At 66.9% G+C, this 20,494-nt stretch carries 19 protein-coding genes; 17 read left to right on the top strand and 2 right to left on the bottom strand.

Going from position 1 to position 20,494, the window contains the following annotated elements; genetic code table 11:
- The first annotated feature begins 23 nt into the window (after positions 1-23).
- The 9 genes from QZM35_RS10550 (at position 24) to QZM35_RS10590 (ending at position 9,373) form a co-directional block, all read left to right on the top strand.
- Positions 24-2,387, top strand: coding sequence for a DNA polymerase III subunit gamma/tau (locus QZM35_RS10550; protein ID WP_301775880.1), 2,364 nt, complete (start codon positions 24-26; stop codon positions 2,385-2,387).
- A gap of 92 nt (positions 2,388-2,479) precedes the next feature.
- Positions 2,480-2,806: a YbaB/EbfC family nucleoid-associated protein gene (locus QZM35_RS10555; RefSeq protein ID WP_006482124.1), complete on the top strand. Its 327-nt coding sequence runs from the start codon at positions 2,480-2,482 to the stop codon at positions 2,804-2,806.
- A gap of 31 nt (positions 2,807-2,837) precedes the next feature.
- Complete coding sequence (gene recR / locus QZM35_RS10560) at positions 2,838-3,434, top strand: recombination mediator RecR (RefSeq protein WP_006478665.1); 597 nt, start codon at positions 2,838-2,840, stop codon at positions 3,432-3,434.
- 47 nt (positions 3,435-3,481) lie between these two features.
- On the top strand, positions 3,482-4,687 hold the full coding sequence (locus QZM35_RS10565; protein ID WP_301775881.1) for a CaiB/BaiF CoA-transferase family protein: 1,206 nt from the start codon (positions 3,482-3,484) through the stop codon (positions 4,685-4,687).
- A 222-nt stretch (positions 4,688-4,909) separates the two neighbouring features.
- A complete protein-coding gene (surE, locus tag QZM35_RS10570) occupies positions 4,910-5,671 on the top strand; it encodes a 5'/3'-nucleotidase SurE (RefSeq protein WP_089425562.1) in 762 nt (253 codons plus the stop codon).
- Positions 5,668-6,600, top strand: a complete 933-nt coding sequence (locus tag QZM35_RS10575) for a protein-L-isoaspartate(D-aspartate) O-methyltransferase (protein WP_089425935.1) — start codon at positions 5,668-5,670, stop codon at positions 6,598-6,600. The genes surE and QZM35_RS10575 overlap by 4 nt, the downstream gene beginning before the upstream one ends.
- A gap of 5 nt (positions 6,601-6,605) precedes the next feature.
- Positions 6,606-7,493, top strand: coding sequence for a peptidoglycan DD-metalloendopeptidase family protein (locus tag QZM35_RS10580; protein ID WP_069248110.1), 888 nt, complete (start codon positions 6,606-6,608; stop codon positions 7,491-7,493).
- A gap of 11 nt (positions 7,494-7,504) precedes the next feature.
- Entirely contained in the window at positions 7,505-8,593 is a 1,089-nt protein-coding gene (gene rpoS / locus QZM35_RS10585) for an RNA polymerase sigma factor RpoS (RefSeq protein WP_089425561.1), read from the top strand.
- Between the two features lie 3 nt (positions 8,594-8,596).
- Positions 8,597-9,373, top strand: coding sequence for a 3'-5' exonuclease (locus tag QZM35_RS10590; protein WP_039360281.1), 777 nt, complete (start codon positions 8,597-8,599; stop codon positions 9,371-9,373).
- 33 nt (positions 9,374-9,406) lie between these two features.
- On the opposite strand, the gene QZM35_RS10595 is transcribed toward QZM35_RS10590, so the two are convergent.
- A complete protein-coding gene (locus QZM35_RS10595; protein WP_089425560.1) occupies positions 9,407-10,261 on the bottom strand; it encodes an endonuclease/exonuclease/phosphatase family protein in 855 nt (284 codons plus the stop codon).
- Between the two features lie 163 nt (positions 10,262-10,424).
- Between QZM35_RS10595 and rlmD the strand changes: the two genes are divergently transcribed.
- Complete coding sequence (gene rlmD, locus QZM35_RS10600) at positions 10,425-11,879, top strand: 23S rRNA (uracil(1939)-C(5))-methyltransferase RlmD (RefSeq protein ID WP_306427029.1); 1,455 nt, start codon at positions 10,425-10,427, stop codon at positions 11,877-11,879.
- A 63-nt stretch (positions 11,880-11,942) separates the two neighbouring features.
- Here the strand turns inward: rlmD and QZM35_RS10605 are convergent, their stop codons facing one another.
- Positions 11,943-12,641 (bottom strand): Bax inhibitor-1/YccA family protein, encoded by a 699-nt coding sequence (locus tag QZM35_RS10605; RefSeq protein ID WP_006761414.1) that lies wholly within the window; start codon positions 12,639-12,641, stop codon positions 11,943-11,945.
- 249 nt (positions 12,642-12,890) lie between these two features.
- Here QZM35_RS10605 and ndk point away from each other — a divergent pair, with 249 nt between their 5' ends.
- The 7 genes from ndk (at position 12,891) to bamB (ending at position 20,347) form a co-directional block, all read left to right on the top strand.
- Positions 12,891-13,316: a nucleoside-diphosphate kinase gene (gene ndk / locus QZM35_RS10610; protein ID WP_006478674.1), complete on the top strand. Its 426-nt coding sequence runs from the start codon at positions 12,891-12,893 to the stop codon at positions 13,314-13,316.
- 55 nt (positions 13,317-13,371) lie between these two features.
- Positions 13,372-14,511 (top strand): 23S rRNA (adenine(2503)-C(2))-methyltransferase RlmN, encoded by a 1,140-nt coding sequence (rlmN, locus tag QZM35_RS10615; protein ID WP_046545853.1) that lies wholly within the window; start codon positions 13,372-13,374, stop codon positions 14,509-14,511.
- 164 nt (positions 14,512-14,675) lie between these two features.
- On the top strand, positions 14,676-15,701 hold the full coding sequence (locus tag QZM35_RS10620; RefSeq protein WP_301775882.1) for a helix-turn-helix domain-containing protein: 1,026 nt from the start codon (positions 14,676-14,678) through the stop codon (positions 15,699-15,701).
- Positions 15,702-15,813: 112 nt separating this feature from the next.
- Positions 15,814-17,118: a flavodoxin-dependent (E)-4-hydroxy-3-methylbut-2-enyl-diphosphate synthase gene (gene ispG, locus QZM35_RS10625; RefSeq protein ID WP_089425933.1), complete on the top strand. Its 1,305-nt coding sequence runs from the start codon at positions 15,814-15,816 to the stop codon at positions 17,116-17,118.
- A gap of 16 nt (positions 17,119-17,134) precedes the next feature.
- Positions 17,135-18,475 (top strand): histidine--tRNA ligase, encoded by a 1,341-nt coding sequence (gene hisS, locus QZM35_RS10630; protein WP_039360260.1) that lies wholly within the window; start codon positions 17,135-17,137, stop codon positions 18,473-18,475.
- Positions 18,476-18,530: 55 nt separating this feature from the next.
- Positions 18,531-19,160, top strand: a complete 630-nt coding sequence (locus tag QZM35_RS10635) for a tetratricopeptide repeat protein (protein WP_039360256.1) — start codon at positions 18,531-18,533, stop codon at positions 19,158-19,160.
- 41 nt (positions 19,161-19,201) lie between these two features.
- Positions 19,202-20,347, top strand: coding sequence for an outer membrane protein assembly factor BamB (bamB, locus tag QZM35_RS10640; protein ID WP_089425558.1), 1,146 nt, complete (start codon positions 19,202-19,204; stop codon positions 20,345-20,347).
- Positions 20,348-20,494: the final 147 nt, after the last annotated feature.

Below are 20,494 nucleotides of genomic sequence, written 5' to 3' on the forward strand. Positions count from 1 at the left end.
AGCGTTACTGATACAATTTCCCGATGACCTATCAAGTTCTCGCACGCAAGTGGCGTCCGAAGGATTTCGCTTCGCTCGTCGGCCAGGAGCACGTCGTCAGGGCGCTCACGCACGCGCTCGACGGCGGGCGTCTCCATCACGCCTATCTGTTTACCGGAACCCGCGGTGTCGGCAAGACGACGCTGTCGCGGATCTTCGCCAAGGCACTCAATTGTGAAACCGGCGTCACGTCGCAGCCGTGCGGCGTGTGTCGCGCCTGTCGCGAGATCGACGAAGGGCGTTTCGTCGATTACGTCGAGATGGATGCCGCAAGCAACCGCGGCGTCGACGAAATGGCCGCGCTGCTCGAGCGCGCGGTGTACGCGCCCGTCGATGCGCGCTTCAAGGTCTACATGATCGACGAAGTGCACATGCTGACGAATCACGCGTTCAACGCGATGCTGAAGACGCTCGAAGAGCCGCCGCCGCACGTCAAGTTCATCCTCGCGACCACCGATCCGCAGAAAATCCCCGTCACCGTGCTGTCGCGCTGCCTGCAGTTCAACCTGAAGCAGATGCCGGCCGGGCACATCGTGTCGCATCTCGAACGGATCCTCGGCGAAGAGCAGATCACGTTCGAGCCGCAGGCGCTGCGCCTGCTCGCGCGCGCCGCGCAGGGCAGCATGCGCGACGCACTGTCCCTCACCGACCAGGCGATCGCCTATTCGGCCAACGAGGTGACCGAGTCGGCCGTGTCCGGCATGCTCGGCGCACTCGACCAGACTTACATGGTGCGCCTGCTCGACGCGCTCGCCGCGGGCGGCGGCCCGGAAATCCTCGCGATTGCCGACGAGATGTCGCTGCGCAGCCTGTCGTTCTCGACCGCGCTGCAGGATCTCGCGAGCCTGCTGCATCGCATCGCGTGGGCGCAGTTCGCGCCGGGCTCGGTGCTCGATGAATGGCCCGAAGCGGGCGACCTGCGCCGCTTCGCCGAGATGCTGAGCCCCGAGCAGGTCCAGTTGTTTTATCAGATCGCGACGGTCGGTCGCGCCGAGCTCGGCCTGGCGCCGGACGAGTACGCCGGTTTCACGATGACGCTGCTGCGGATGCTTGCGTTCGAGCCGGCGGTTGCCGCCGGCAGTGCGCCGGTCGGCCAGCCGTCCGCGCCGCGTGCGGTGCCGGGCCCGCGCGTGGCGGCGGCATCGGCCGCTGCGGCGAAGCCGGTATCGGCTGCACCTGCCGAAGCAGTGCGGTCGCAGGCTATTGCCCCGGCAGCGCCCGCGGCACCGGTTGTGCGTGCGGCGCCGGTGCAGTCCGGCGACGAAACAGATCGGCCGGCCGTGAAACCGGCTGCCGTCGAAGCAGCCGCGCCGGCCCCGGTTGACGCGCCAGTCATCGAAACGCCGCAGCCGCAGACGGCCGCAGCACCGCAAGCGGAGCCGGCCGGCGATCCCCCGACGCCTGTTCGCAAGGAACCCGAGCCGCCTGCTGCCGTTGCGCAGCGAAGTGACGAGCCGGCTGCGCCGGCCGAACCGATGCCGCGTGCTGCGCCGCCCGAGCCCGTCGCGCGTCCGGCGGCGCGTTCCGGAGGCGCCGCCGCCGCGCTCGACGTGTTGCGCAATGCGGGGATGCGCGTGTCGTCCGACCGCGGGCGTGCAGGCGCCGCCGCCGTGAAACCGGCAGCCCAGCCGGCCGCCGAGAAGCCGGCTGCGCCGCGTCCCGCCGCCGTCCAGGTGCCGACGCCGCGCGCTGCGGCCCGTGCGCCGCAGGCGGCCGATTCGCGCCAGGCGTCGCCGCCGTGGGAGGACATCCCGCCCGACGACTACGTGCCCCTCAGCGCCGACGAAATGTTCGGTGGCCCGTCCGACGATGGCTTCGTGCCGGTGTTCGACAGCGGCCCCGACGACGTGCGCGTCACGCCTCGGCCGGCGGAAACCCGTCCGTCCGCACCGGTCGACACGCGTCCGTTGCCGCCCGCGATCGCACTCGATCCGGTCGGTTTCGACGGCGAATGGCCGGCACTGGCCGCGCGGCTGCCGCTCAAGGGCGTCGCGTACCAGCTCGCGTTCAACAGCGAACTGACGGCCGTCGACGCGACGACGTTGAAACTTTCCGTGCCGGTGCCGCAATATGCGGACGCCGCGCAGGTGGCGAAGCTGAAGGCCGCGCTGGCCGATGCGCTCGGCAAGCCGGTCGAGGTGGCCGTCGAAGTCGGGCCCGCACGGCGTACGGCGGCGGCGCTCGATGCGGCCGCGCGCGCGGCGCGCCAGCGCGAGGCCGAGCAGGAGATTCACGGCGATCCGTTCGTGCAGCAGCTCGTGCGCGATTTCGGTGCGCGTATCGTCGAGGGTTCGGTGCGCCCGCTCGCCGACGCGGCGCCGGACGGGCCGCCGCCGACGCTGCATTGAACTGAGCGCCCCGCGACAGGCACAATCACGCCCACACATTGGCCGGCACGCGCCGCGTGCCGGTTTTCACACGATCAAGAAGGAGTATTCCCATGTTGAAAGGCAACCTCGCCGGACTGATGAAGCAAGCGCAGCAAATGCAGGAAAACATGAAGAAGATGCAGGAGCAGCTTGCGCTGATCGAAGTCGAAGGGCAGTCGGGCGCCGGTCTCGTCAAGGTGACGATGACGTGCCGCAACGAAGTGCGTCGCGTGTCGATCGACCCGAGCCTGCTCGCGGACGACAAGGACATGCTCGAGGATCTCGTCGCGGCCGCGTTCAACGACGCCGTGCGCAAGGCCGAAGCGACGTCGCAGGAAAAGATGAGCGGCATGACGTCGGGCCTGCCGTTGCCCCCGGGCTTCAAGCTGCCGTTCTGAGCGTAGCGTCCGTGTCATTTTTTGCTGCCGTATGAAACAGCCGTCCGCCCTGTCCGCGCTCGTCGAAGCGTTGCGCGTGCTGCCCGGCGTCGGGCCGAAATCCGCCCAGCGCATGGCGGTCCACCTGATGCAGCACGATCGGGAGGGCGCGGAGCGGCTCGGCCGGTCGCTGTTGTTCGCGACCGAGCACCTGCAGCACTGCGAGAAGTGCAACACGTTCACCGAAGCGCAGATCTGTGAGGTCTGCAGCGACGAAGAGCGTGATCCGACGCTGCTGTGCGTCGTCGAGACGCCTGCCGACCAGATCATGCTCGAGCAGACGATGACTTACCGCGGGCTGTATTTCGTGCTGATGGGCAGGCTGAGCCCGCTCGACGGGATCGGCCCGAAGGAAATCCATTTCGACCGCCTCGTGCGGCGCGCGTCCGATGGTGTTGTCAAGGAAGTCGTGCTCGCGACCAACTTCACGAACGAAGGCGAAGCCACCGCGCACTACCTCGGCCAGACGCTGAAGGCGCGCGGGCTCGCGGTCACGCGCCTCGCGCGCGGCGTGCCGGTGGGCGGCGAACTCGAGTACGTCGACGCGGGCACCATCGCCCGCGCGATGCTCGACCGCCGCACGATGTAAGCCGGGCGCCGCCGGCGGCGGCGCCGTTCCTCATGCCAGGGAGACACATGAGCACCAGCCAGGGCCCGCTCGCGGGCGTCAAAGTGCTCGAATTCGGAACGCTGATCGCGGGGCCGTTCGCGTCGCGGCTGTTCGCCGAATTCGGCGCGGAAGTGATCAAGATCGAGGATCCGAACGGTGGCGACCCGCTGCGCAAGTGGCGCAAGCTCCATCCGGAGCAGGGCGGCACGTCGCTGTGGTGGTCCGTCCAGGCGCGCAACAAGAAATCGGTCACGCTCAACCTGAAGGCCGACGCCGGCAAGGCGATCGCGCGGCAACTCGCGCGCGAAGCCGACATCGTGATCGAGAATTTCCGCCCGGGCCTGCTCGAAAAGCTCGGGCTCGGCTACGACGTGCTGTCGGCCGAGAACCCGGGCCTCGTGATGGTGCGCCTGTCCGGTTACGGGCAGACCGGCCCGTACCGCGACCGGCCCGGCTTCGGCGCGATTGCCGAATCGATGGGTGGGCTGCGTCACATCACCGGCTATCCCGAGCTGCCGCCGCCGCGCATCGGCATCTCGATCGGCGATTCGATCGCCGCGCTGCACGGCGTGATCGGCGCACTGATGGCGCTGCATCACCGCAAGGTCAACGGCGGTGCGGGGCAGGTGGTCGACGTTGCACTGTATGAAGCCGTCTTCAACATGATGGAAAGCGTGGTGCCCGAATACGGCGTGTACGGGATGGTGCGCGAGCGCACCGGCGCGTCGCTGCCGGGCATCGTGCCGTCGAATACGTATGCGTGCCGCGACGGCAGCATCGTGATCGGCGGCAACAGCGACCCGATCTTCAAGCGGTTGATGAAGGCGATCGAGCGCGACGACCTCGCCGACGATCCCGCGCTCGCGCAAAACGACGGGCGCGTGCCGCGCACACAGGAAATCGACGACGCGATTGCCGCGTGGCTTGCGCCGCGCACGATCGAAGAAGCACTCGTCGTGCTCAATGCGGCCGACGTGCCGGCCGGGCGCATCTACAGCGCCGCCGACATGTTTACCGATCCGCAGTTCGTCGCGCGGCAGATGATCCAGCGCTTCAAGCTGGCCGACGGCACCGACATCCCGCTGCCGAACATCACGCCGAAGCTGTCCGACACGCCGGGCGAAACGCGCTGGCTCGGGCCCGAACTCGGCGAGCATACGGACGAGGTGCTGCGCGGCCTCGGCTACGACATGCCGGCGATTGCCGCACTGCGCGAAGCGGGCGCGATTTGAGCATCCTCGGGCCTGTCGCTTCGCGCCGGGCTCCCGGAACTGGGCATTCCCCAACGGCGACCCGTTAGCGGGGGAAAACCCGGGGCGGCGCGGCGTTTTCCTGAGCACGGGGAACGCCGCGCCGCAACGCGGCGACGCAGCGTGTCCGGGTGCCCGCAGCCGTCCATCCGCAGTCGCCGGACTGTCGCTCTCGCGCCATCTTTCCTCGGTTACAATCGCCGGATGCGAATCCTACTCAGCAACGACGACGGCTATCTCGCCCCCGGTCTCGCCGCGCTCAGCGACGCGCTGCAGCCGCTGGCCGAGCTCACGGTGATCGCGCCCGAGCAGAACTGCAGCGGCGCGTCGAATTCCCTCACGTTGTCGCGGCCGCTGTCGGTGCAGCGCGCGGCGAGTACGGGTTTCTTCTACGTGAACGGCACGCCGACCGATTCGGTACACGTCGCGTTGACGGGGATGGCCGACGCCAGGCCGGACCTCGTCGTTTCCGGGATCAACAACGGCCAGAACATGGGCGAAGACACGCTCTATTCGGGGACAGTTGCGGCCGCCACCGAAGGCATCATGTTCGGCGTGCCGGCCATCGCATTCTCGCTGGTCGACAAGGGCTGGGCCCATCTGGCGGACGCCGCGCGCGTCGCCGCGGAAATCGTCGAGCACTCTCTCGCGCATCCGCTGCCGGGCCAGCCGCTGCTCAACGTCAATATTCCGAACCTGCCGTACGACGAACTGAAAGGCTGGAAGGTCACGCGCCTCGGCAAGCGTCATCCGTCGCAGCCGGTGATCCGCCAGACCGACCCGCGCGGCGAACCGATCTACTGGATCGGCGCGGCGGGCGAAGCGCTGGACGCCAGCGACGGCACCGATTTTCACGCAGTGGCAAACGGTTTCGTGTCGATCACGCCGCTGCAGCTGGACCTCACGCACACGCAGATGCTGCCCGCGACGCGCGAATGGGCGCGCGCCGGAGGGCGGGCTTCATGAGCGGCGAGCGCGCGAAGCGGTTCCCGCTCGCGCTCGAAGATCTCAAGCGAGCGCCACGCAAGTCGGACGGTCGGGCCGGCGAACGCCATGCGGCGGTTGCGGTATCGAAGGCCGCCGACAAGCCTGCGGCCGTGCTGAAACCGGTTGCGGTGAAGCCTGCTGCGACGCGATCGGCGTTGCCCGGCTCCGCCGCCGCGAAGCCGGCGACCGCGCCGAAGCCGACCGCACTGAAGCCCGCGATGCCGAAGCCGGCCGCACCGAGCGTCGCGCCGGCCGGCGCGTTCGCGCTCACGTCGGAACGTGTGCGCGAACGGATGGTCGAACGGCTGCGCGCGAACGGTGTGACCGACGCGCGTGTGCTGGAAGCGATGGCCGCGGTGCCGCGACACATGTTCGTGGATCCGGGGCTCGCAACGCAGGCCTACGAGGATTCGGCGTTGCCGATCGGCCACCAGCAGACCATTTCAAAGCCGTCGGTCGTCGCGCGCATGATCGAGCTTGCGATGGCCGGCCGCACGCTCGAGCGCGTCCTCGAGATCGGCACGGGCTGCGGCTATCAGGCCGCCGTGCTGAGCCACGTGGCACGCGACGTGTATTCGATTGAACGCATCAAGCCGCTCTACGAGCGCGCGAAGCTGAACCTGCGGCCGCTGCGCGTGCCGAACATCCGTCTGCACTACGGCGACGGGCGTGTCGGCCTGCCGTCCGCGGCCCCGTTCGACGCGATCGTGATCGCGGCGGCGGGGCTCGACGTGCCGCAGGCGCTGCTCGAGCAGCTCGCGATCGGCGGGCGGCTCGTCGCGCCGGTCGGCGCGCAGAGCGGGCAGCACCAGGTGCTCACGCTCGTCGAGCGCGTCGCGCATGCGCAATGGCGAGAGTCACGGCTTGATCGCGTTTTCTTTGTCCCTTTAAAATCCGGAGTAATTTGAAACCGATGAGTATGTTGCGCGCGATGCAAAACAACCGTTCCAGGGAACCGCTCACGCTCGCCCAGCGGGCGATCTGCGTAGCTGCGTTCTCCACGCTTCTGGCCGCCTGTGCGACGCGGCTCGACAACGCGCCCGTCGTCGATCGCTCCGGTTCGCTCGGCACGACCGGCACCGCGCAGCCCGCGGCGCCGCTTCCGCCGGCTCCGCCGGGTTACTACCGGGTGAAGCCGGGCGACACGCTGTACCGGATCGCACTCGAAAACGGGCAGAACTATCGCGACATCGCCGCGTGGAACAACCTGGCGAACCCGAATCAGATTGAAGTCGACCAGCTGCTGCGCGTTTCGCCGCAGGCCGGTGCCGCCGTTGCGGGCACGCAGGTCGCCGCACCGATCGCGGGCGCCGCCGTTGCGACCGCGCCGCTCAGCAGCGGCCCGGCAACGCCGGCCGCCGGCACGTCGTCGTCGGTCGCGACGCCGCCGGCCGCAGCAGCCGCATCGAGCGATACGGCTGCCGCGCCGAGCGGCCCCGTGACGTTCGCATGGCCCGCGCGCGGTCCCGTGCTGAACGGTTTCGACGACGCGAAGAACAAGGGCGTCAATATCGGCGGGTCGGCCGGCGAGACCGTGAAGGCGGCGGCCGACGGTCGCGTCGTCTACTCGGGCAATGGCCTGCGTGGCTACGGCAACCTCATTATCATCAAGCACGATGCAACTTACCTCACGGCGTATGCACACAATCGCGCTTTGATGGTAAAAGAGGGGGACGCGGTAACGAAGGGGCAGAAGATCGCCGAGATGGGGAACAGCGATTCCGACCGCGTGATGCTGCATTTCGAGGTTCGCCGGCAGGGTAAACCTGTCGATCCGCTGAAGTATTTGCCGCCTCAATAACCGAGACGACCATGCCGAAATCGAAGCGCCACGAGCCGCAAGCCGAGTCTGAGAAAATCAGTCGAGCCACGCAAGCATCGGTGGGGCGAGCTGGTGCTTCGACGGACGACGAAGACGACGTCGCGGACAACGAGCGTGACCTCGAGGCACGCGACGCCGACGCGGACGGTGGCGACGACGAGCGCGAAGGCCGTGCCGAGGCGGCGCCCGATGTCGACGATTTCCGCACGATGCTGCAGGCCGAGCTCACGGCCGACACGATCCAGCATTACCTGAACCGCATCAGCGTGAAGCCGTTGCTCACCGTCGAGGAGGAGCAGCGCTATTCGCGTCTGGCCAAGGCCGGCGAATTCGAGGCGCGGCAGGTGATGATCGAGCGCAACCTGCGTCTCGTCGTCAGCATCGCGAAGGGGTATCTGAACCGTGGCGTGCCGCTGCTCGACCTGATCGAGGAAGGCAACCTCGGCCTGATGCATGCCATCGAGAAGTTCGACCCGACGCGCGGCTTCCGTTTCTCGACCTACGCGACGTGGTGGATCCGGCAGAGCATCGAGCGCGCGATCATGAACCAGGCCCGCACGGTGCGCCTGCCGGTGCACGTGATCCGCGAACTGAACCAGGTGCTGCGCGCGAAGCGCCACCTCGAAAAGAACTCGATGTCGACGGGTGAAGCGGCTGAGCGCCGCGAAGCCAGCATCGACGACATCGCCTATCTCACCGGCAAGACCGCCGAGGAAGTCACCGACATCCTTGCGCTCAACGAGCACACGGCGTCGCTCGACGCGCCGCTCGACCTCGATCCCGCGAGCAGCCTGCTCGACCTGCTGCCCGACGACCAGAGCCAGTCGCCCGACGCGGAGGTTCAGCACCGCGAGCTCGAGACGCTGACGCGCGCGTGGCTGTCGCGGCTGTCCGACAAGCATCGGCATGTGATCGAGCGCCGCTTCGGCCTGAACCACATCGAACCGGCAACGCTCGAGGAGCTGGCCGACGAAATGGGGCTCACGCGTGAGCGCGTGCGCCAGATCCAGCAGGAAGCGCTGGTGCGCCTCAAGCGGTTTTTCGCCTCCAACGGCGTGCGCAAGGACGCCGTTCTGTAACTGATGACTCCGATTCTTGTTTTTGACATCGAGACGATTCCCGATGTCGACGGCATTCGCCGTCTGGAAGACCTGCCCGCGACACTCGACGATGCCGCGGTGGCCGAGCATGCATTCGCGGCCCGCCGCGAGAAGACCGGCGGCGATTTCCTGCCGCACCACCTGCAGCGCATCGCGGCGATTTCATGCGTGTTCCGCGACAACAACGGTTTTCGTGTGCGCTCGCTCGGCACGCCGCAGGACAACGAAGCGACGCTGATCCAGTCGTTCTACCGCGTGATCGAGAAATACACGCCGCAGCTCGTGTCGTGGAACGGCGGCGGTTTCGATCTGCCGGTGCTCCATTACCGCGCGCTCGTACACGGCATCCCCGCGAGCCGCTACTGGGATCTCGGCGAGGACGATCGCGATTTCAAGTGGAACAACTACATCTCGCGCTACCACTCGCGGCACACCGACCTGATGGATGTGCTCGCGATGTATCAGGCGCGCGCGAATGCGCCGCTCGACGCGCTCGCGAAGATGTGCGGCTTTCCGGGCAAGCTCGGCATGGACGGCAGCCAGGTGTGGCCGGCGTTCCAGGCCGGGCGGATCGAGGAAATCCGCAACTATTGCGAAACCGACGTCGTCAATACCTACCTGCTGTACTGCCGGTTCCAGTTGATGCGCGGCGGCCTGACGCCGAGCGAGTATGCGGACGAGATCCTGCTCGTGAAGAACTCGCTTGCACAGGAGCCCGCGTCGCACTGGGCCGAATACCTGGCCGGTTTCGACGCATAGCGCGGGCGAGGTGCGCTGCGGCCGGCGGCGCGATCATGCCAGGTCGAGCAGCACCGGCTGGTGATCGGACGCGCGCACGTCGCCGTCGATTTCACAGCGCGTAACGCGCGGCAGCAGCGTATCGGTCACGAACACGAAATCGCACGCGAGCGGCCCCTCCGACCATTGCACCGTGTCGTAGACACCCGCCGTCGGCGGTGGCATGCGGCCCGGGTGTCGCGCGACCCATGTGTCGATGAAGCACGGCGCGTCCGGGATCGGCTCCAGGAGTCGGCAATAGGCGTCACTGCCGAACGCGCTGTTGAAGTCGCCGCAGACGATCGCATCGCATGGCTGGCCGGTTGCGCTGAACGGCCCCTCGGCGGTTTCGGCGGGCGCCGGTCGTGCCGCATGCGCGCAGGCCTCGCGGTGCCGGTCGCGCAATGCGTCGACCTGGGCGAGCCGCTGGCGCGCCGAATAATATTCCAGATGCGTGGTGACCACCCGCAGTGGCCCGAAGGGCGTCTGCAACTCGACGTCGAGCGCGACGCGCGGCATCGACGGCGCGCCGGCGTCGGCCGGCCACGGCAGCAACTGGCGGAGCACGCGCCCGACCGGCAGGCGGGTCGCGATTGCGTTGCCGAACTGGCGGCGCGGTGCGCCGGTTTCAATGGGCGGCAAGTCGGCACCGATCGCGTCGACGATCGTATATCCGGGCAGCAGCGCCGCGAGTTCGGCGAACTGGTCGGCGCCGGGCCGCCCGGGCAGTGCGCCAAAGCCGCGCGTGACTTCCTGCAGGCACAGCACGTCGAAGTCGCCGAGCGCGCGGATCGCCGCGACGGTACGCGACAGATCGACGATGCCGTCCGCGTCCCGACCCCATTGGATGTTCCAGTCGATCAGTTGCATGGTCGAATCTCCTGTCGGGCGGATCTCGAGCCAGGGCGTACCTGAGTCGGCGCCGCGGTCCACGTGGCCGCTGGCGCTCTCGGGCCCGCCTGTCCGGCCGTTCCGGCGCCATCCCGGGCCGTCTATGCTTAAGTATCGGCGCTTGGCGCATGCAAAGCGGGCGATGCGGGCCCGCGTCGTCTACAATCTCGCCTTCTTCAACGTTTGTCAGGAAAAGCTGGTGTCCGAAGCCGCCCCCACTTCTGCGCGCAAATCAAGAAACGCGCCCGTCGCGCCCGGAATCGCCCCGGTCCTCGAGATCGAATCGCTCGACATGGAAGCGCGCGGTGTCGGCCGCACGATCACCGAGGACGGCGAACCGGGCAAGGTCATCTTCGTCGAGGGCGCGCTGCCGGGCGAGCGCGTGACCTATTCGAGCTTCCGCCGCAAGCCGAGCTACGAGCAGGCGACGGTCGTCGACATTCTGCGCCCGAGCGTGATGCGCACGAAGCCGAAATGCGCGTTCTTCGGCACCTGCGGCGGCTGCTCGATGCAGCATCTCGACATGCGTGCGCAGGTGGCGGTCAAGCAGCGCGTGCTCGAAGACAATCTGTGGCACCTGGCGAAGCTGCGCGCGGAAACGATGTTCGCGCCGATTCACGGCCCGTCGTGGGGTTATCGCTACCGCGCCCGCCTGACCGTGCGCAACGTCGCGAAGAAGGGCGGCGTGCTGGTCGGGTTCCACGAGAAGAAGAGCAGCTACGTCGCCGACATGACGAGCTGCGAAGTGCTGCCGCCGCACGTGTCGGCGATGCTCGTGCCGCTGCGCCGGCTGGTCGAGGGGTTGTCGATCCGCGATCGGATGCCGCAGATCGAGCTCGCGGTCGGTTCGGAAGTCACGGCGCTCGTGCTGCGCGTGCTGGAGCCGATCAACGCGGACGACGAAGCGCTGCTGCGCGCGTTCGCGGACGAGCACAAGGTGCAGTTCTGGCTGCAGCCGAAAGGGCCGGACACGGTGACGCCGTTCTATCCGCTCGACGTGTCGCTCGACTACACGCTGCCGGAATTCGGCATCCGCATGCCGTTCAAGCCGACCGATTTCACGCAGGTCAACCATCAGATCAACCGCGTGCTGGTGGGCCGCGCGCTGCGCCTGCTCGCGCCGTCGCGCGACGACCGCGTGCTCGACCTGTTCTGCGGGATCGGCAACTTCACGCTGCCGCTCGCGCGGCTGTCGCGCGAGGTGATGGGCATCGAAGGCAGCGATACGCTGACGACGCGCGCGCTGGCGAATGCGCGCGAGAACGGTGTCGACGGCCACACGACGTTCGCATGCCGGAACCTGTTCGAAGTGACGGGCGACGACATGCGTGCGCTCGGCGCATTCGACAAGTTCCTGATCGACCCGCCGCGCGAAGGCGCGCTCGCGGTGTCGAAGGCGCTGGCCGAGATCGCGCAGAGCGGCGAAGGTCCGCTGCCGAAGCGCATCGTGTACGTGTCGTGCAACCCGTCGACGCTGGCGCGCGACGCAGGCCTGCTCGTGCACGAGGCCGGCTACCGCCTGAAGGGCGCCGGTGTCGTGAACATGTTCCCGAATACGTCGCACGTCGAATCGATCGCGCTGTTCGAGCGCGACTGAGTCAGGCGGCGGACGTAAAAAAACCGGCCCGCGGGCCGGTTTTTTCATGGCGTGTAGCGAACGTCAGTTGCGGTTGCCGCCGAAGATGCCGAGCAGTGCGAGCAGGTTCGTGAACACGTTGTACAGGTCGAGGTAGATCGCGAGCGTGGCCGAGATGTAGTTCGTCTCGCCGCCGTTCACGACGCGCTGGACGTCGAACAGCATGTAGGCGGAGAAGATCGCGATCGCGAGCACCGACACGGTGAGCATCAGCGCGGGGAGTTGCAGGAAGATGTTCGCGACCGATGCGAGCAGGATCACGATCACGCCCATGAACAGCCACTTGCCGAGCCCCGAGAAGTCACGCTTGCTGACGGTGGCGATCGTCGCCATCGCGGCGAAGATGATGCCGGTGCCGCCGAACGCGAGCATGATCAACGACGGGCCGTTCGAGAAGCCGAGGATGAAGCTCAGCAACCGCGACAGCATCAGGCCCATGAAGAACGTGAAGCCGAGCAGCACGAATACGCCCGCTGCGCTGTTTTTGGTCCGCTCGATCGCGAACATGAAGCCGAACGCGATCGCGAAGAACGCGAGCAGGCTCATCATCGGGCTCGTGGCCGCGAACAGCGAGAAGCCCGTCGCGACGCCGACCCAGGCGCCCAGCACGGTCGGCACCATCGACAGCGCGAGCAGCCAGTACGTGTTCCGCAGCACGCGGTTGCGAACCTCGGCGGTGCTGACGGAACCGCCGCGGCCGAAATTGTACGGATAGTCGTTCATGGTTTCTCCTAACATTGAACGCGTGGGCGTCCGGGGCCGGTTCGGCACACGCGGTGTGCGGCGCAGCAAACCGGAGCAGCTATGGCTAAGATACGTTCCGTGCCGGGAGGTTTCAATGGCCAGGCGGCACAAAACATATGGATTCGGAACCTTTCACGTGTGTAAGGGTTCAATCGCAATGATACACGGGATCGTGCTACAATAGCGGATTCATTTGAACCTGTAACTTCTTAATTTTTTGGAGTTTTTATGGCAATCGAGCGCACCCTGTCGATCATCAAGCCGGATGCGGTGGCAAAGAACGTGATCGGCCAGATCTACAGCCGTTTCGAAGGCGCCGGCCTGAAGATCGTCGCATCGCGCATGGCACACCTGTCGCGTGCTGACGCAGAGAAGTTCTACGCGGTTCACGCAGCGCGTCCGTTCTTCAAGGACCTCGTCGATTTCATGATCTCGGGCCCGGTGATGATCCAGGTTCTGGAAGGTGAAGGCGCGATCCTGAAGAACCGCGACCTGATGGGCGCAACGGATCCGAAGAAGGCAGAAAAGGGCACGATCCGCGCCGACTTCGCCGACAGCATCGACGCGAACGCCGTGCACGGCTCGGACGCTGCTGAAACGGCAGCGGTCGAAATCGCGTTCTTCTTCCCGGAAATGAACGTTTACTCGCGCTAAGCCCTGGCTGGCAGCAAGTAGGCAGGATTCAGCGCACGCGGCAAGGCAGCACATCATGACGAGCGAAACTTCCGTCAATCTTCTCGACTTCGATGCCGAGGGTCTTGTCGCGTACTGCGGCAGCCTCGGCGAGAAGCCGTTCCGCGCCAAGCAGTTGCAGCGCTGGATCCACCAGTACAACGCTGGCGACTTCGACGGCATGACCGATCTCGCGAAGTCCTTGAGAGAAAAACTCAAGGGCCGCGCGTCGATCGGCATGCCCGAGATCGCCAGCGATCACGTTTCCGCCGACGGCACGCGCAAGTGGCTGATCGACGTCGGAAACGGCAATGCGGTCGAAACCGTGTTCATCCCGGAAGAGACGCGCGGCACGCTGTGCGTGTCGTCGCAGGCCGGGTGTGCGGTCAACTGCCGCTTCTGTTCGACGGGCAAGCAGGGCTTTTCCCGCAATCTGTCGACAGCTGAAATCATCGGCCAGCTCCGGATGGCCGAATTTGCGTTGCGAGCGTCCCTGGGCCGCGCGCCCGGCCCGAACGGCAAGGCCGAACGGGTCGTCACCAACGTGGTGATGATGGGCATGGGCGAGCCGCTGCTGAATTACAGCGCGGTCGTGCCGGCGATGCGGCTGATGCTCGACGACAACGCGTACGGCCTGTCGCGCCGCCGCGTCACGCTGTCGACGTCCGGCGTGGTGCCGATGATGGACCGCCTCGGCGCCGAGCTGCCGGTCGCGCTGGCCGTGTCGCTGCACGCGCCGAACGATCCGCTGCGCGACGAGCTGGTGCCGCTCAACAAGAAGTATCCGCTGCGCGAGCTGATGGCGGCTTGCCAGCGTTATCTGAAAGTCGCGCCGCGCGACTTCATCACTTTCGAATACTGCATGCTGGACGGCGTCAACGACACCGAAGCGCATGCACGCGAACTGCTGGCCGTCACACGCGACGTGCCGTGCAAGTTCAATCTGATCCCGTTCAATCCGTTTCCGGAATCGGGCCTCATCCGCTCGAAGCCGGAGCAGATCAAGCGCTTTGCACAGGTCCTCATCGACGCGGGTGTCGTCACGACCGTGCGCAAGACGCGCGGCGACGACATCGATGCCGCGTGCGGCCAGCTGGCCGGCGCAGTGAAGGACCGCACGCGCCTCGCGGAACGGACGGGCGCAGCAGGAAAAATCATCGAAGTTCGGGCGATTTGACAGGGATGCCTGGCCGGGGATGCCAGGGCCTTTAAGCGGTACAACACGCGAATAGCGATCGGTCGCGGCGCCTCGGCGTCGCGCATGGTATGGACAGTTGCGGGTGCCGGCCGGCGGGAACCGGCGGCGGCCGCCAGTGAAGAAGAATCGACGCGAGGACAAGGATGAGTGAGCCGCAGCCGTCTAACGGCGCAGAGACGAATGGCGCGAAGCCGGCACCGGCAGGGTTGGAATCGCTTGCGGCAGTCGGCAGCCGACTGGCGCAGCTTCGGGAGACGCGGGGTTGGACCGTCGACGACGTGTCGGCGCGACTCAAGGTCGCACCGCAGAAGCTGCGGGCGCTCGAGGCCGGTGACATCAGCCATTTGCCCGGCGTGACGTTCGCGCTCGGTGTCGTGCGCAGCTACGCGAAGATGCTCGGCGTCGATCCGGAACCGTTCGCGCAGGCGTTGCGCCGTGAGCGCGGGGTGCCGGAAGTCGACCTGTCGATGCCCGCGTCGTCGGGCACGGATCTGCCGCGCGGTCGCGTGTCGATTCCGCTGGGCGGGTCGTCGCGGCATCACCCGTGGCTCTGGGGCACGGGGATCGTCGTCGTCGCGGTGGTTGCCGTACTGATGTGGCACACTGGCGGCGATTCGTCGAGCCTGCTCGCGCGCTTCAAGAGCGGCGATGCGGAGCATGCGTCGGCCGCGAGCGCGCCGGCGGCATCGTCGTCATCCGTCGAAGGGGCGGTTTCGAGCGGTGCGTCTGCGGCAGTCGCGAATGAGGTTCCGGCCCCGGCTGCTGCGTCTGCAGCCCCGGCGCCGGCAGTTGCGTCGGCTGCTCCGGCGCCTGCGCCCGTGGCGCCGGTCGTGACGGCAGCCGCATCGCAGCCCGTCGTGGCAACGTCGGCGGCAAGCACCGCCGCGCCGGCCCAGCCGGCGAGCGTCGCGGTGGCGGCCGGCCAGTCGATGATCGAACTGAAGGTCAAGCAGGACAGCTGGTTCAGCGTGCGCGACAAGAGCGGCAAGGAGCTGTTCTCCGGGCTGGTGCACGGCGGCGAGGCGAAGCAGGTCGCCGGCGACGGTCCGTTCAAGGTCACGATCGGCAACAAGGCGGGCCTCGACGCGATCGCGTTCGACGGAAAACCTGTCGATCCGGCAAAATATTCGGCAGCGCGGGGTAATGTGGCGCGGTTCACGTTGCCCTGACGTCAAGCGCCGTGGCGAAGGCCTGTCGTCGATATCGGCAGGCCGCGAGGGCACGGCGCTTTTTCAATTCATGCGCCGCGTCGCGGCGCATTCCGCGTAAATGGATCTATCGATGCAATCCGAAGCTCAATCCCCACGCAGCAGTCAGATTTGTTCAACCGAGCCGGTGTTCGGCGGGCACCAGCCGCGCCGCGTATCGCATGCGGTGGATGTCCGCTGGGGCGGGCAGCTCGTGACGATCGGCGGCGACGCGCCGGTGCGCGTGCAGTCGATGACGAATACCGACACGGCCGACGCGATCGGCACGGCAATCCAGATCAAGGAACTCGCGAACGCGGGTTCCGAACTGGTGCGCATCACGGTCAACACGCCCGAGGCCGCGGCCGCCGTGCCGGCGATCCGCGAGCAGCTCGATCGCATGGGCGTGACCGTGCCGCTCGTCGGCGATTTCCACTACAACGGCCACCTGCTGCTGCGTGACTACCCGGGCTGCGCCGAGTCGCTGTCGAAGTACCGGATCAACCCGGGCAACGTCGGCCAGGGTGCGAAGCGCGATACGCAGTTCGCGCAGATGATCGAGGCGGCGGCCAAGTACGACAAGCCGGTGCGGATCGGCGTGAACTGGGGCAGTCTCGACCAGGACCTGCTCGCGCGCATGATGGACGAGAACGGTGCGCGTTCGCAGCCGTGGGATGCGCAGAGCGTGATGTACGAGGCGCTGATCCAGTCGGCGATCGGCTCGGCGGAGCGTGCGGTCGAGCTGGGCCTCGGCCGCAACCGCATCATTCTGTCGTGCAAGGTCAGCGGCGTGCAGGACCTGATCGCCGTGTATCGCGAACTCAGCCGCCGCTGCGGCTTTGCGCTGCACCTCGGGCTGACCGAGGCCGGCATGGGCTCGAAGGGCATCGTCGCGTCGACGGCGGCACTCGGCGTGCTGCTGCAGGAAGGGATCGGCGACACGATCCGTATCTCGCTGACGCCGGAACCGGGCGCGTCGCGCACGGGCGAAGTGATCGTCGGCCAGGAAATCCTGCAGACGATGGGCCTGCGCTCGTTCGCACCGATGGTGATCGCGTGCCCGGGCTGCGGCCGTACGACGAGCACGCTGTTCCAGGAACTCGCGATGCAGATCCAGACCTACCTGCGCGAACAGATGCCGGTCTGGCGCAAGGCGTATCCGGGCGTCGAGAAAATGAACGTCGCGGTGATGGGCTGCATCGTCAACGGCCCGGGCGAATCGAAGCACGCGAACATCGGCATCAGCCTGCCGGGCTCGGGCGAGAACCCGGCCGCGCCGGTCTTCATCGACGGCGAGAAGGTCAAGACGCTGCGCGGCGAGCGGATCGCCGAGGAATTCCAGCAGATCGTCAGCGACTACGTCGAACGCAACTACGGCCGCGCTGAGGCCACGAACTAATTCGTCCACACACACGATGACTGAACAAAAACGCAAGATCGAGAAGCTCACCGGCGTCAAGGGCATGAACGACATCCTTCCGCAGGATGCCGGCCTTTGGGAGTTCTTCGAAGCCACGGTGAAATCGCTGCTGCGCGCCTACGGTTACCAGAACATCCGCACGCCGATCGTCGAGCACACGCAGCTCTTCACGCGCGGCATCGGTGAGGTCACCGACATCGTCGAAAAAGAGATGTACAGCTTCACCGACGCGCTGAACGGCGAGAACCTGACGATGCGCCCGGAAAATACCGCGGCCGTCGTGCGCGCGTCGATCGAGCACAACATGCTGTACGACGGCCCGAAGCGCCTGTGGTACATCGGCCCGATGTTCCGTCACGAGCGTCCGCAGCGCGGCCGCTATCGTCAGTTCCACCAGGTCGGCGTCGAGGCGCTCGGCTTCGCGGGCCCTGATGCGGACGCCGAGATCATCATGATGTGCCAGCGCCTGTGGGACGACCTCGGCCTGACCGGCATCAAGCTCGAGATCAATTCGCTCGGCCTTGCCGAAGAGCGTGCCGCGCATCGCGTCGAACTGATCAAGTACCTCGAGCAGTTCGCCGACGTGCTCGACGAGGATGCGAAGCGCCGCCTGTATACGAACCCGCTGCGCGTGCTCGACACGAAGAACCCCGCGCTGCAGGAAATCGCGCAGAACGCGCCGAAGCTGATCGACTTCCTCGGCGACGAGTCGCGCGCGCACTTCGAAGGGCTGCAGCGCCTGCTGCTCGCGAACAACATTCCGTTCAAGATCAACCCGCGTCTCGTGCGTGGCCTGGACTACTACAACCTGACCGTGTTCGAGTGGGTCACCGACAAGCTCGGCGCGCAGGGCACGGTCGCAGCCGGCGGCCGCTACGATCCGCTGATCGAGCAGCTCGGCGGCAAGCCGACCGCCGCGTGCGGCTGGGCGATGGGCATCGAGCGGATCCTCGAGCTGCTGAAGGAAGAGGATCTCGCACCCGAGCAGGAAGGCGTCGACGTGTACGTCGTGCACCAGGGCGAGACCGCGCGTGAACAGGCGTTCATCGCGGCCGAGCGCCTGCGCGACACGGGCCTCGACGTGATCTTCCACTGCAGCGCCGACGGCGCGCCGGCGAGCTTCAAGTCGCAGATGAAACGGGCCGACGCAAGCGGCGCCGCGTTCGCGGTGATCTTCGGTGAAGAAGAGGTCGCAAACGGCACGGTGGGCGTGAAAGCGCTGCGCGGTGCGGGCGGAGACGGGGAAAAGAACGTTCAGCAGACCGTACCGGTCGAAGGCTTGACCGAATTCCTAATCAATGCGATGGTTGCATCCGCCGAAGACGGCGACGACTGATCGCGCTGGCATCCGCTCGACAAGAAAAGCCTGAACAGGAAGGAATCGCTCGCCGATGAGTTACCACGACGAACAAGAATCGATTGAAAGTGTCAAGGCGTGGTGGGCCCGCTGGGGCAACCTCACCACGTGGATCGTGCTCGCGGCGCTCGTCGTCGCGGCCGGTTTCAACGGCTGGAACTACTGGCAGCGCCGTCAGGCTGCCGAGGCGTCCGGGCTGTACGAACAGGTCCAGAAGGCCGCCGCCGCGAACGACAAGGCGACGATCGCTCGCGCGGCCGCCGACATGGAAGACAAGTTCGGCAGCACGCCGTATGCGCAGATGACTGCACTTTCCGCTGCGAAGACGCTGTACGCAGCCGGCGACTCGGCCGGTGCGAAGGCACAGCTGCAATGGGCCGTCGATCACGCCAAGGATGACGAGTACAAGCAGATCGCGAAGCTGCGTCTCGCGTCGCTGCTGCTCGACGAGAAGGCGTACGATGCGGGCCTCGCGCTGCTGTCGGGTACGCCGGTCGATGCATTCAAGGGCCTCGTGGCCGATCGCCGCGGCGATCTGCTTGCCGCGCAAGGCAAGACCGACGATGCGCGCGCGGCGTACAAGCTCGCGCTCGACGGCCTGTCGAAGGACGACCAGTCTGCGCGTCAGCTCGTGCAGTTCAAGCTGGACGCGCTCGGCGGCTGAACCCCGGTCCCCTCAACCTCTTAACTCTGCTTCGCTAACCGATGAATTTGCTGAAACGTTACGCTGTGCCCGTTGCCTGCGCGGCGGCTGTCCTCGCACTGGCGGCCTGCTCGTCGTCGAAGGACGCGCGCCGCGTGCCGACGCCGCTCACCGAGTTCAAGCCCGTGATGGACGTGCAACAGGTCTGGAAGGCGAGCGTCGGCAAGGGCGGGCGCTACCTGTTCTCGCCGGTGGCCGTGGGCGACGCCGTCTATGCAGCGGGCGAGAACGGTTCGGTCGAGAAGATCGACGCGAAGACGGGCCAGACGCTCTGGCGCGCGAAGGTCGGCTCCGACCTGTCGGCCGGTGTCGGCAGCGATGGCAACCTGACCGCGGTCGGCGCGCTGAAGGGCGGCGTGTTCGTGCTCGGCCCGGACGGCAAGCAACTGTGGAAGACCACCGTGCAGGGCGAGATCTTCTCGCCGCCGCTCGTCGGCAACGGCCTCGTGGTCGTCCGCACGATCGACGGCCAGGTGATCGCGTTCAATGCGCAGACGGGCGAGCAGAAGTGGAACTACCGCAACCGTGCGGTGCCGCTGAACCTGCGCGTGTCGGCCGGCATGACGTTCGCGGGTGACGCGGCGGTGCTGGCGGGCTTCCCCGGCGGCGGGCTGGTCGCGATCAACCTGCAGACGGGCGAGCCGTTCTGGCAGACGCCGGTATCGTTCCCGAAGGGCGTGACCGAGGTCGAGCGCATCAACGACGTCAGCGGTCCGCCGACGCTCGTGGGCGCGGAAGCCTGCGCGGTGACGTTCCAGGGGCAGCTTGGCTGCTTCGATGCGAACTCGGGCCGCCCGCTGTGGGAAAAGGCGTTCTCGAGCCGCAGCGGCCTCGCGCAGGACGATTCGGTGGTCGCCGGCGGCGACGACTGGTCGGTCGTGACCGCGTACGACGCTGCGTCGGGCAACCAGCTGTGGCGCAACGACAAGCTGAAGAGCCGTGACGTCGGCGTGCCGTATCTGCTCGGGCATGCGGTCGTGTTGGGCGACTACAAGGGCTTCGTGCACTTCCTGTCGCGCGAAGACGGCAGCTTCATCGCACGGATGAAGACCGACGGCAGCGCGATTACGGCGGCGCCGGTCCTCGCGGGCAATACGCTCGTCGTGCAGACGAAGGACGGCGGCCTGTACGGATTCCGTCCGCGCTGACGCGCAGGAAACATGCGCGGCCGCGGCGCGACGGGCTGGTCCCGTGCGCCGCGGCCGCGTGACTTGAAGGCGGCCGGTGCTCCCGGCCGCTCGGTATTTGAAAGGCAGTTCGAGACGAAAGACGATGGCGTGCAACGCGCGCCAGGC

The organism is Burkholderia sp. AU45274 (assembly GCF_030482505.1).
Lineage (GTDB): Bacteria > Pseudomonadota > Gammaproteobacteria > Burkholderiales > Burkholderiaceae > Burkholderia.

What these genes read in the sequence shown, in the direction of transcription:
- QZM35_RS10550 (WP_301775880.1), top strand. Translation starts at nt 24, where the DNA reads ATGACCTATCAAGTTCTCGCACGCAAGTGGCGTCCGAAGGATTTCGCT.
- QZM35_RS10605 (WP_006761414.1), bottom strand. Translation starts at nt 12,641, where the DNA reads ATGAACGACTATCCGTACAATTTCGGCCGCGGCGGTTCCGTCAGCACC.
- ispG (WP_089425933.1), top strand. Translation starts at nt 15,814, where the DNA reads ATGCAATCCGAAGCTCAATCCCCACGCAGCAGTCAGATTTGTTCAACC.
- bamB (WP_089425558.1), top strand. Translation starts at nt 19,202, where the DNA reads ATGAATTTGCTGAAACGTTACGCTGTGCCCGTTGCCTGCGCGGCGGCT.
- recR (WP_006478665.1), top strand. Translation starts at nt 2,838, where the DNA reads ATGAAACAGCCGTCCGCCCTGTCCGCGCTCGTCGAAGCGTTGCGCGTG.
- hisS (WP_039360260.1), top strand. Translation starts at nt 17,135, where the DNA reads ATGACTGAACAAAAACGCAAGATCGAGAAGCTCACCGGCGTCAAGGGC.
- QZM35_RS10635 (WP_039360256.1), top strand. Translation starts at nt 18,531, where the DNA reads ATGAGTTACCACGACGAACAAGAATCGATTGAAAGTGTCAAGGCGTGG.
- ndk (WP_006478674.1), top strand. Translation starts at nt 12,891, where the DNA reads ATGGCAATCGAGCGCACCCTGTCGATCATCAAGCCGGATGCGGTGGCA.
- QZM35_RS10580 (WP_069248110.1), top strand. Translation starts at nt 6,606, where the DNA reads ATGAGTATGTTGCGCGCGATGCAAAACAACCGTTCCAGGGAACCGCTC.
- rlmD (WP_306427029.1), top strand. Translation starts at nt 10,425, where the DNA reads ATGCGGGCCCGCGTCGTCTACAATCTCGCCTTCTTCAACGTTTGTCAG.
- rpoS (WP_089425561.1), top strand. Translation starts at nt 7,505, where the DNA reads ATGCCGAAATCGAAGCGCCACGAGCCGCAAGCCGAGTCTGAGAAAATC.
- QZM35_RS10590 (WP_039360281.1), top strand. Translation starts at nt 8,597, where the DNA reads ATGACTCCGATTCTTGTTTTTGACATCGAGACGATTCCCGATGTCGAC.
- QZM35_RS10575 (WP_089425935.1), top strand. Translation starts at nt 5,668, where the DNA reads ATGAGCGGCGAGCGCGCGAAGCGGTTCCCGCTCGCGCTCGAAGATCTC.
- surE (WP_089425562.1), top strand. Translation starts at nt 4,910, where the DNA reads ATGCGAATCCTACTCAGCAACGACGACGGCTATCTCGCCCCCGGTCTC.
- QZM35_RS10595 (WP_089425560.1), bottom strand. Translation starts at nt 10,261, where the DNA reads ATGCAACTGATCGACTGGAACATCCAATGGGGTCGGGACGCGGACGGC.
- QZM35_RS10565 (WP_301775881.1), top strand. Translation starts at nt 3,482, where the DNA reads ATGAGCACCAGCCAGGGCCCGCTCGCGGGCGTCAAAGTGCTCGAATTC.
- QZM35_RS10555 (WP_006482124.1), top strand. Translation starts at nt 2,480, where the DNA reads ATGTTGAAAGGCAACCTCGCCGGACTGATGAAGCAAGCGCAGCAAATG.
- QZM35_RS10620 (WP_301775882.1), top strand. Translation starts at nt 14,676, where the DNA reads ATGAGTGAGCCGCAGCCGTCTAACGGCGCAGAGACGAATGGCGCGAAG.
- rlmN (WP_046545853.1), top strand. Translation starts at nt 13,372, where the DNA reads ATGACGAGCGAAACTTCCGTCAATCTTCTCGACTTCGATGCCGAGGGT.